Origin of the sequence: Sphingorhabdus sp. (genome assembly GCF_035329025.1) — a bacterium.
In the GTDB taxonomy this organism is placed as follows: domain Bacteria; phylum Pseudomonadota; class Alphaproteobacteria; order Sphingomonadales; family Sphingomonadaceae; genus Sphingorhabdus_B.
In genome coordinates this window covers 1-9,619 of sequence record NZ_DAOLHN010000062.1, presented here as the reverse complement: position 1 = coordinate 9,619, position 9,619 = coordinate 1, and the positions used below count along the sequence as shown (strand labels likewise).

Annotated in this window: 12 protein-coding genes and 1 tRNA gene; 10 read left to right on the top strand and 3 right to left on the bottom strand. The window is 59.8% G+C overall.

Features of this window, described 5'->3' with window-relative positions; all coding sequences use genetic code 11:
- The 10 genes from ppdK to PKC81_RS13510 all read left to right on the top strand — a co-directional run.
- Positions 1–2,271: pyruvate, phosphate dikinase (gene ppdK, locus PKC81_RS13555; RefSeq protein ID WP_324336971.1), on the top strand; the 2,271-nt coding region annotated here is incomplete at its 5' end.
- A gap of 35 nt (positions 2,272–2,306) precedes the next feature.
- Positions 2,307–2,882: a DUF1214 domain-containing protein gene (locus PKC81_RS13550; RefSeq protein WP_324336970.1), complete on the top strand. Its 576-nt coding sequence runs from the start codon at positions 2,307–2,309 to the stop codon at positions 2,880–2,882.
- Complete coding sequence (locus tag PKC81_RS13545) at positions 2,879–3,430, top strand: DUF1254 domain-containing protein (RefSeq protein ID WP_324336968.1); 552 nt, start codon at positions 2,879–2,881, stop codon at positions 3,428–3,430. The genes PKC81_RS13550 and PKC81_RS13545 overlap by 4 nt, the downstream gene beginning before the upstream one ends.
- Before the next feature lie 54 nt (positions 3,431–3,484).
- A tRNA-Arg gene (locus tag PKC81_RS13540) sits at positions 3,485–3,561 on the top strand.
- A gap of 34 nt (positions 3,562–3,595) precedes the next feature.
- Positions 3,596–4,279: a 7-cyano-7-deazaguanine synthase QueC gene (gene queC / locus PKC81_RS13535; protein ID WP_324336966.1), complete on the top strand. Its 684-nt coding sequence runs from the start codon at positions 3,596–3,598 to the stop codon at positions 4,277–4,279.
- Entirely contained in the window at positions 4,276–4,914 is a 639-nt protein-coding gene (gene queE / locus PKC81_RS13530) for a 7-carboxy-7-deazaguanine synthase (RefSeq protein WP_324336964.1), read from the top strand. Before queC ends, queE begins: the two co-directional genes overlap by 4 nt.
- A gap of 136 nt (positions 4,915–5,050) precedes the next feature.
- Positions 5,051–5,350: a hypothetical protein gene (locus PKC81_RS13525; RefSeq protein ID WP_324336962.1), complete on the top strand. Its 300-nt coding sequence runs from the start codon at positions 5,051–5,053 to the stop codon at positions 5,348–5,350.
- Between the two features lie 42 nt (positions 5,351–5,392).
- On the top strand, positions 5,393–6,739 hold the full coding sequence (locus PKC81_RS13520) for a TldD/PmbA family protein (protein ID WP_324336960.1): 1,347 nt from the start codon (positions 5,393–5,395) through the stop codon (positions 6,737–6,739).
- Complete coding sequence (locus PKC81_RS13515) at positions 6,732–7,514, top strand: 3'(2'),5'-bisphosphate nucleotidase CysQ (RefSeq protein ID WP_324336958.1); 783 nt, start codon at positions 6,732–6,734, stop codon at positions 7,512–7,514. Before PKC81_RS13520 ends, PKC81_RS13515 begins: the two co-directional genes overlap by 8 nt.
- Positions 7,515–7,609: 95 nt before the next feature.
- Positions 7,610–7,900 (top strand): GIY-YIG nuclease family protein, encoded by a 291-nt coding sequence (locus tag PKC81_RS13510; protein WP_324336956.1) that lies wholly within the window; start codon positions 7,610–7,612, stop codon positions 7,898–7,900.
- A gap of 39 nt (positions 7,901–7,939) precedes the next feature.
- Here the strand turns inward: PKC81_RS13510 and PKC81_RS13505 are convergent, their stop codons facing one another.
- The 3 genes from PKC81_RS13505 to PKC81_RS13495 form a co-directional block, all read right to left on the bottom strand.
- Positions 7,940–8,869, bottom strand: a complete 930-nt coding sequence (locus PKC81_RS13505) for a phytoene/squalene synthase family protein (RefSeq protein ID WP_324336954.1) — start codon at positions 8,867–8,869, stop codon at positions 7,940–7,942.
- Positions 8,866–9,255, bottom strand: a complete 390-nt coding sequence (locus PKC81_RS13500; protein WP_324336973.1) for an endonuclease domain-containing protein — start codon at positions 9,253–9,255, stop codon at positions 8,866–8,868. Before PKC81_RS13500 ends, PKC81_RS13505 begins: the two co-directional genes overlap by 4 nt.
- Before the next feature lie 74 nt (positions 9,256–9,329).
- The coding region (locus PKC81_RS13495) for an LOG family protein (protein WP_324336952.1) at positions 9,330–9,619 on the bottom strand (290 nt) is incomplete at its 5' end.

Below are 9,619 nucleotides of genomic sequence, written 5' to 3'. Positions count from 1 at the left end.
GGCGACGCGCGCTTTGCATGGGACAGCTATCGCCGCTTCATCCAGATGTATGCCGATGTCGTGCTCGGCCTTGATCACCATGCGTTCGAGGATGCGCTGGAAATTGCCAAGGAAGATCGCGGCTATTTCCTCGATACCGAACTCGAAGCCAACGACCTGATTGAACTGGTCGCCGAATATAAGAAGTTGGTCGAGGCCGAATGGGGCAAGCCTTTCCCGCAGGATGTGAACGAGCAGCTGTGGGGCGCGGTCGGCGCGGTCTTCGCCAGCTGGGAATCGGATCGTGCCAAGGTCTATCGCCGCTTGAACTCCATCCCCGGTGACTGGGGAACCGCGGTCAATGTGCAGGCGATGGTGTTTGGCAATATGGGTGACACCTCGGCGACGGGCGTTGCCTTCACCCGCGACCCGGCGACTGGCGAAAATGCCTATTATGGCGAATATCTGATCAACGCGCAGGGGGAAGATGTCGTCGCCGGTATCCGCACACCGCAATATCTGACCAAGACAGCGCGCGCGGCGGCAGGTGCCAAGCCGCTCAGCATGGAAGAAGCAATGCCCGAGGCCTATGCCGAGCTGGCAGCGGTCTTCGACACGCTTGAGCGGCATTATCGCGACATGCAGGACATCGAGTTCACCGTCGAACGCGGCAAGCTGTGGATGCTGCAGACCCGTTCGGGCAAGCGCACCGCCAAGGCTGCGCTCAAAATTGCAGTCGATATGGCGGCAGAGGGGCTGATTACCCGTGAGGAAGCGGTGCTGCGCGTCGACCCGATGGCGCTTGACCAGTTGCTCCACCCGACGCTTGATCCGCTAGCTCCGCGCGATGTGTTGACCAAGGGCCTTCCGGCTTCACCGGGGGCGGCTTCGGGTAAGATCGTGTTTGATGCCGACACGGCGGAGAAATGGAATGATCGCGGTGAGGCGGTGATTCTCGTTCGCGTCGAAACCAGCCCTGAAGACATTCACGGCATGCACGCGGCGCGCGGCATTTTGACCGCACGTGGCGGCATGACCAGCCACGCGGCGGTGGTCGCGCGCGGCATGGGCCGCCCTTGCGTCTCGGGCGCGGGCAGCTTGGCAATCGACAATGCTGCGAAGGTGCTACGCGTCTCGGGCCGTGCGCTCCGCGAAGGTGATGTCATCACCATCGATGGTGCAACCGGCGAAGTGATGGCCGGGGCCGTCCCCACGCTGCAACCCGAACTGGTTGGCGATTTCGGTACGCTGATGGAATGGGCCGATGGTTCGCGCCGGATGAAGGTACGCGCCAATGCCGAAACCCCGCTTGATGCGCAGACCGCGCGCGATTTCGGGGCAGAGGGCATCGGGCTTTGCCGCACCGAACATATGTTCTTCGACGCTGCCCGCATCACGGCCGTGCGCCAGATGATCCTTGCCGATGATGAAAAGGGCCGCCGCGCCGCGCTCGACAAGCTGCTTCCCGAACAGCGCAAGGATTTTGTCGCGATCTTCGAGGTGATGGCGGGACTTCCCGTTACCATTCGCCTGCTCGACCCGCCGCTGCACGAATTCCTGCCGACACAGGAAAGCGATTTCGCCGAGGTTGCCGAGGCGGCGGGCGTGGGTATCGAGGTGCTGAAGCAGCGGGCTTCCGAGCTGCACGAGTTCAACCCGATGCTTGGCCATCGCGGCTGCCGCTTGGGCGTCACTTACCCTGAAATCTATGAGATGCAGGCACGGGCGATCTTTGAGGCGGCCTGTGCGCTTCCCACTGCACCTGTCCCGGAAATCATGATCCCGCTGGTCGGCACGCGCCGCGAGCTGGAACTTATGAAGGAAGTGGTCGACAAGGCCGCCGAAGCGGTCTTTGCCGAGCAGGGCAAGCGCATCGACTATCTGGTGGGCACGATGATCGAACTGCCGCGCGCTGCCCTGATGGCCGACGAAATCGCAGAGGTTGGGGCGTTCTTCAGCTTCGGGACCAACGACCTGACGCAAACCACGCTGGGCGTTTCCCGCGACGATGCGGCGCGCTTCCTGATCCATTATGTCGACAAAGGCATTTACGCGACCGATCCGTTCGTGTCGCTCGATGTCGAGGGCGTCGGCCAGTTGATCGAGATCGCCGCAACCAAGGGCCGCAAGACGAGGCCTGACATCAAGCTTGGCATTTGCGGCGAACATGGCGGCGACCCCGCCTCTATCGCTTTCTGCGAGCAGACCGGCCTCGATTATGTCAGCGCTTCTCCCTATCGCGTACCAATCGCGCGGCTGGCAGCGGCGCAGGCGGCGTTGCGCAAGGCTTGAGCTTCGTTTAGTCTCTTCCTTTAGGGAGGGGCTTCATGAAACCATGGTTACGCTATTCGTTGTGCATCCTGTTGGGGCTAGCGGGGGGCACAGCCTATGCTGTCCATCAGGTGCGCGGTGCCGATATGGGTCGGCAGGTGACCAACGGGCCCTGGAGCGCCAACACCGATCAGGGAACGGCTGACGCCTCTGCATTGACGCGGGCACGTGTAGCGCTGTTCGGCCTGCTGGCGCTGCCGGCGAAGGAGGCGATGTATTTCATCGCCCGCACCGACAGTGAGGGTAAGTCTCTTGACGGGCGATGCACCTACACGGTCAGCGGCGGAGAACTCGACGCGCGCTGGTGGAGTATCACACTCTATAAGGGTGAAGGCTGGCTGGTGAAGAATACCGCGAACCGCTGGTCGGTTGGAGGCAATGCGCCTGAACGCGATGCAAACGGCAACTGGTCATTCACCGTTTCCCCACAATCTGTCGATGGCGTCTGGCTGCCAACAGGGCGGACGCCGCAATTCGACCTGACTCTGCGCACCTATCATCCGCAAAGCGCGCTGCTCAATGATCCGGCCAAGGCAAAGCTGCCCTCCATCAAGAAGGAGACCTGCGCATGATCCGCAACTGGCTCCTCCCGCTGCTCGCCGGGCTCGCCGCTGCTGCCATTGCCTGGCAAGGCACGCTGGTGGCAACGCCTTATGTGCTGATGTCGGCTGCTATGAAGCGGATCGGCAATGTAGATGGCAATGGCCGTGCAAATGTCTTTGCCTTTGGGCCCATGGCAACGGCCGATCGCCAGCCCATCGTGCGGCCTAGCCCAGACCTTGTCTATTCTTCGTGCGTGTTCGACCTTTCGCAAGGGGTTGTGCTGGTCGATGTCGAGCCGGTTCCCGAACACTATTGGTCGATCAGCATTTTCGACGCGCGCACCGATGTCGCTGCCGTGCGAAGTGACCGCGATACAGGTGGCAAAACGGCGCGACTGGCATTGCTGCGCAAAGGACAAAAGGCCCCCGCCGGCTATGAAGCAGTCGAGCTTGGTTATGACAGAGGGATTGCCTTGATCCGCATTTTACTGTCCGATCCAAGCGAATTAGAACAAATCGACGCAATACGTCGCAAATCGAAGTGCCGCACGGTCAGCGCCAAATTGCTCGAGAAATGAAGGCAAATTAGGGCTTGCGAATCCCGGAGCGCGGGCCTATTGGCACGCCTCCACGCACCCATAGCTCAGCTGGATAGAGCACCAGACTACGAATCTGGGGGTCGGACGTTCGAATCGTTCTGGGTGCGCCATTTTCCTCTCCCCGTGTGAGAGTTGCCCCAAAAAATGTCGTCTAAAGTCAAATCCGCAGTCGTCCTGTTATCGGGCGGTCTCGACTCGATGGTCGTTGCCGGGCTTGCCCGTGAGGCAGGCTATGCGATCCATGCGCTGACCATCGACTATAACCAGCGCCACCGGATCGAGTTGGAAAGCGCCGCGCGCATCGCTGCGCATCTCGGTGCTGCTGAACATATAGTGTTGCCGCTTGATCTGCGCCGATTTGGCGGATCCGCCCTGACGGCCGATATCAACGTGCCGAAAGATGGCGTTGACGAAAGCGCTATCCCGGTGACCTATGTTCCGGCGCGCAACACGATTTTTCTGTCGCTGTGCCTCGGCCTTGCCGAAGCACGCGGCGCACGTGATCTGTTCATCGGCGTCAATGCGCTCGATTATTCGGGCTATCCCGATTGCCGCCCCGAATTCATCCGCGCATTTGAGGATATGGCAAATCTGGCGACCAAAGCTGGCGTAGAGGGTGATCGCTTCACTGTGCATACCCCGCTGCAGCACATGACCAAGGCCGACATCGCGCGCGAAGCGCACCGGCTGGGCCTCGATGCGGGGATGAGCTGGACCTGCTACGACCCAACGCCCGACAATAAGGCCTGCGGGAAATGTGACAGCTGTCGTCTGCGCGCCAAGGGCTTTATCGATGCGGGCCTGCCAGACCCCACGGTTTACGCATGAGTTACGCGGTCAAGGAAATCTTCCTGACCTTGCAAGGTGAGGGGGTGCACGCCGGACGACGGGCGGTATTCCTGCGCTTTGCCGGATGCAATTTGTGGACAGGTCGTGAGGAGGACCGATCCTCTGCGATTTGCCAGTTCTGCGATACCGATTTTGTCGGCATGGATGGCGAAAATGGCGGGCGGTATGAAGCTGAGGCGCTGGCTGCCAAGGTAACCGAACTTTGGGGCGAGGGGGCCGAACACCGCTATGTCGTGATGACTGGTGGCGAGCCGATGCTGCAGGTCGACGACGCAATAGTCGATGCCTTGCACAATCATGGCTTTACGATCGCGATCGAAAGCAACGGCACGCTTCCCGTGCATCCTGGCATCGACTGGGTATGCATCAGCCCCAAGGCAAGCAGCGCGGTCGTCCAGCGGCAGGGCAATGAGCTCAAGCTGGTCTGGCCACAGCCTTGCATTGATACCTCGGCAATGGAAAGCTGGGGCTTCGACAATTTCCTGATCCAGCCGATGGACAGCGGTGATTCGGGCGTGAATGATTCGAACCGCAAATCCGCCATCGAATTTGTTTCGAAAAACCCGAAATGGCGACTTTCTCTCCAGAATCACAAGCTGTTAGGTCTGCCCTGACGGGGTTGGTAAACCCCTTTGACTTCAAGTCACTTTGGTGACAATCTCGTTAATGGAGAGATTACAGGGGAGAGATGTAATGGCCAAAGCGCACTCGGTGCAGCATTCGCGTTCTCGTTTCAGCTGTGCGAAACGCATGAGTACCCACATCGCTTATGCGCTGGTCGTTTATACGCTTCTCCTGATCTTCATTGTCTCCCCCGAACTTGAAACCAAAGGCATGGCCATATGGCCCTATCTCGCGCTTGTTGCGCTGGTTGGTGCAGTCATTCCTGTTTGCCGCAATATCGAACGCCGCTGGCAATCGCTGGATGCCAATGGCTCTGGCGAACTGGAAAGCCAGTTGAAATTCGACGAGGCGAAATTGTGGATTGGCGCAATCGGCATACCGGTGGTGCTGATGCTTTTCTTCAAGCTCTGTTCAACAGCATTTTAAGCCGCAATTGACGCTATTCCCGCCCGCGCCTAAGCGGGATGGATGCTGACACCCAATGAAGCGCTCGATCGCGCTGTAAATCTCGTCGAACAAGCCAAAAAGGCAGGCGCTGACGCCGCCGATGCCGTCTATCACTGCGATGCCTCTACCGAAGTCCAGGTGCGTCTGGGCGCGCTGGAAGATGTCGTGCGGTCGGAAGGTGAGGAAATTGGCCTGCGCGTTTTCCTCGGCCAGCGCTCGGCCACCATTTCCTCCTCAAGCATGAACCCCGAGGTACTGAGGGGGCTGGTAAACCGTGCGCTCGATATGGCGCGTGAGGCTCCCGAGGATCCCTATGCAGGGCTGGCACCGCAAGACATGCTGCTGAAGGGCGCCATCCCAGATGTTCAGAGCGACGACGGTCTGGATCCCGATCCACAATCGCTGCGTGAGGTGGCTCTGGCCTGCGAAGATGCCGCGCGCGCCGTCAAGGGCGTGACCAATAGCGAGGGGGCTGGCGCCAGTGCAGGCCGCTCGATCTTTGCACTTGCGACCAGCCATGGCTTTGCCGGTGCCAATCATGCCTCGGGTTATGGCGTTTCGGCCAGCGTCCTTGCAGGCGAAGGCGATGCCAAGGAGCGCGACTATGACTGGCGCTCGGCGCGCCACCGCGTCGACCTCGACAGTGCTGAAGCCATCGGCAAGCGGGCAGGGGAGCGCGCGGTGCGCCGTGTCAATCCCGGCGCGATCAAGAGCGGAACCTTGCCCGTCGTCTTCGATCCGCGCATTGGTGGTTCGCTGGTCGGGCATCTGATGGGGGCGATTGGCGGCAGCATGATTGCGCGCAAAACAAGCTTCCTGCTCGATGCACTTGGTGACGCGCTTTTCGACAGCGCGATCAGTATCATTGACGATCCGTTGCGCCCGCGCGGCCTTGGCAGTCGGGCGTTCGATGGAGAGGGGCTGCCAACAGCGCGTACCGCAGTCATCGACAAGGGTGTGCTCACCGGCTGGATGATGGAAAGCGCCGCTGCGCGCCAGCTGGGTTTGAAACCCACGGGACATGCTAGCCGTGGCGGAAGCGGCGCGCCCGGTACCAGCCCGTCGAACCTGCACCTTGAAGGCGGTACCTTGTCGGTAGCCGACCTGATTTCCGATATCGATTATGGTGTTTATGTGCATGAATTATCAGGGCAGGGCGTGAATATTGTGACCGGCGACTACAGCCGAGGCGCCGCCGGTTTCCTGATCGAAAAGGGAGAAATCACCGGCCCGGTCAGCGAATTCACCATCGCCGGAAATCTGAAAGACATGTTCCGCGCATTAACGCCCGCCAACGACCTTGAATTCATCCGCTCGACCAATGTCCCTACGCTCCGCGTCGATGGCATGATGGTGGCGAGTGCCTGATCGCGATGCGGCGATAAAAGCAGTCTGCGAGGCGGGTGACCTCGCGCTCGCGGCATGGCGCGAAGGGGCTGCCCCCGCCACCGGTGTTTGGGAGAAAAGCAAGGGCCATCCGGTGAGCGAGACGGACCTTGCGGTCGATGCCTTGCTCAAGCAGCGGCTGGGCGCTCTGGCCCCCAATATCGGCTGGTTATCCGAAGAAACCGTCGACCATCCCGACCGCCTGTCGATGTCGCGCCAGTGGCTGGTTGATCCGATCGACGGCACGCGCGATTATATTCGCGGGCGCAGTGGCTGGTGCGTGTCGGTGGCCTTGGTTGAAGGTAGTGAGGCCGTCTTCGCAGCGATGTATGCGCCTGTAACCAATCAGTTATGGGTTGCGCACAAAGGTGAAGGGACGACCTGCAATAGCAAGCGATTATTTGCTAGCAGCAGAGAGGAATTTGTCGGCGCGCGCGTGCCGACCGACGCCTTGCCCAAGGCCGACCGCGATCTGGAAATGGTGCATAAGCCGAACAGCATCGCGATGCGGATGACGATGGTGGCATGCGACCGGGCAGACCTAGTCGCGACGTTGCGCTGGGGCCATGAATGGGACATCGCGGCGGCGCATCTGATTGCCGAGGAAGCGGGGGCTACCGTCACCAACGCAACGGGTCAGCCGATCCGCTATAATAAACGCGAACCGCTTGATTTCGGGCTGATCTGTTGCGCGCCGGGGATACATGATGCAGCGGTGGAGCGGTTAAGGGATCGGGCGGTAGCACTTTTGGCATAAACGTCGCCCCTGCGAAGGCAGGGGCCGCTTGAAGTTTGAGCTTTCGCTGATAGCTTGTCGTCGTCTCAATCAGGGTGGTGATCTGGAGAGCGGCCATGCAAGGTGGCTACGTCTATATCATGACCAATAAACCCTTTGGCGTTGTCTATATTGGAGTGACCGCCGATCTTGTTGCGCGCGTAGCGGCCCACAGAGAAGGTCGCGGTTCACAATTCTGTCGCCGATGGGGTCTGACGCGATTGGTCTGGATGGAGCCGCATGGCGACATTGAAGGGGCAATCAATCGTGAAAAGCAAATGAAGCTTTGGAAGCGGGTCTGGAAACTGTGGGCTATTTCAGAGGCTAATCCGAATTGGGATGATCTTTATACGACCCTTAACGGTTGAGCAAACCTGCAGCGGCCCCGGCCTTCGCCGGGGCGACGTTTATTTGCTTCTTGTCCACAGCCCCTCGCGATCGATGGGCGCAGGCCGGTTCGTTATTGCATCGCCAAAAGCCTTCGCGACCCAGCGCAGTTTTTCGCCACGCGAGGTGAAAATCCGACCGTCCCAGGCATGCTCGCCTGCGATGCGTACCTTGCGGGCAATGTCGCCATAGATGCCCGCTGCCGAAAGCACGGCCCAGCGTGCGCGGAAGGGCAGGCGGGCCGCGCCGACGCGGGCCGAAGCCTCATATTGTCCGGCTTCATCGGCCAGCCAGCGGCCAATAAGAGCCAGTTTTTTGCGGTTGTGCGGGCGCAGATGCTCGCCGGGTTCGAGGTCCAATTGGGCCAGCCAGTCGTCCGGGATGTAGCAGCGTCCTGCCCTTCCATCCTCGGCAATGTCGCGCGCGATATTGGCAAGCTGGAAGGCAAGGCCAAGATCACAGGCACGGTCTAGTGTTTCCTCATCATCGGGTGATACGCCCATCACGACAGCCATCATCACGCCAACGGCGCCCGCAACATGGAAACAATAGCGGTACAGATCGTTTTCGTGCCGGGGCTGCCAGCCGATGGTATCGAGCGCAAAGCCTTCAATCACGTCGTCCGCCATCTTTTGCGTCAGCCCGCATTCCCGTGCAACAATGCCCAGGCAATCAAAGGCTGGTTCGCCGGTAGTTGCGCCGTTCACAGCTTGGGCCGTCAGTTCACGGATCGTCTGCAACCGGGCAGAAGGATCAGCAATCGCCTCCATCTCTCCGCCATGATCCTGCCCGTCGGCCATATCGTCGCATTTGCGGCACCAGGCGTAGAGCAGCCAGACACGCTCTCTAGTTGTGCGGTCAAACAGCTTGCTGGCGGCGGCAAAGGATTTCGACCCGCGAGCGATGCTGTCGCGGGCATAGGCGACGAGAGCGGGGCGATCGTGCGTCAAAGCCCCTCCCCTTCAGGGGAGGGGTTGGGGTGGGGCTGCTCGTCCCAGCGATCACGTGTGCAATCAAGAGCATGCTGAATGGAAGCCACAACACCTTCGATGTTCTTTCCAACATCTTCATTCGTAAAATGCAGCGTAGTTATGCCAGCCTGAGTCAGTTGGGCATCGCGGGCACGGTCCCTTTCGTGCTCATGTGTCCATCCATCGATTTCTACAGCCAAGCCTTTACGGGGACAGAAGAAATCGACGATAAATGGCACGATCACATGCTGACGTCTAAACTTGTTGCCCGAAAGCTGTGATCGACTGAGATATTTCCAAACGATCACCTCAAAAGGTGTCGGGTTGCGACGCATTTCTACCGCGCGGGAATATAGCTGCCGCACAAATTCCGTATCGTCAGCAGCCCCACCCCAACCCCTCCCCTGAAGGGGAGGGGCTATAATGCGGCGTTGCCACTTCACAAATCCTCGGCCTTCATCTGGAAGATGCTCTTGTGCGGCTCATAGCTCGCCATTTTTGCGAGCAAGCCTTCCATGGTTTCATCGACAATCATGATGCCCGCATGTTGCGGACGGATGAAGCCGACATCGACCATGTGCCGGTTGAAGGCCACCAATTGGTCGTAAAAGCCTGCAACGTTTAGGAGCCCAACCGGCTTTTCATGATAGCCGAGTTGGGCCCAGCTTATCGCCTCCCACAATTCGTCCATCGTGCCGACGCCGCCGGGGATGGTGATGAAGCCATCGG

Bases quoted from the DNA above. Each gene is read 5' to 3' on its own strand.
- PKC81_RS13550 (WP_324336970.1), top strand. From the start codon at position 2,307: ATGAAACCATGGTTACGCTATTCGTTGTGCATCCTGTTGGGGCTAGCG.
- PKC81_RS13545 (WP_324336968.1), top strand. From the start codon at position 2,879: ATGATCCGCAACTGGCTCCTCCCGCTGCTCGCCGGGCTCGCCGCTGCT.
- queC (WP_324336966.1), top strand. From the start codon at position 3,596: ATGTCGTCTAAAGTCAAATCCGCAGTCGTCCTGTTATCGGGCGGTCTC.
- queE (WP_324336964.1), top strand. From the start codon at position 4,276: ATGAGTTACGCGGTCAAGGAAATCTTCCTGACCTTGCAAGGTGAGGGG.
- PKC81_RS13525 (WP_324336962.1), top strand. From the start codon at position 5,051: ATGAGTACCCACATCGCTTATGCGCTGGTCGTTTATACGCTTCTCCTG.
- PKC81_RS13520 (WP_324336960.1), top strand. From the start codon at position 5,393: ATGCTGACACCCAATGAAGCGCTCGATCGCGCTGTAAATCTCGTCGAA.
- PKC81_RS13510 (WP_324336956.1), top strand. From the start codon at position 7,610: ATGCAAGGTGGCTACGTCTATATCATGACCAATAAACCCTTTGGCGTT.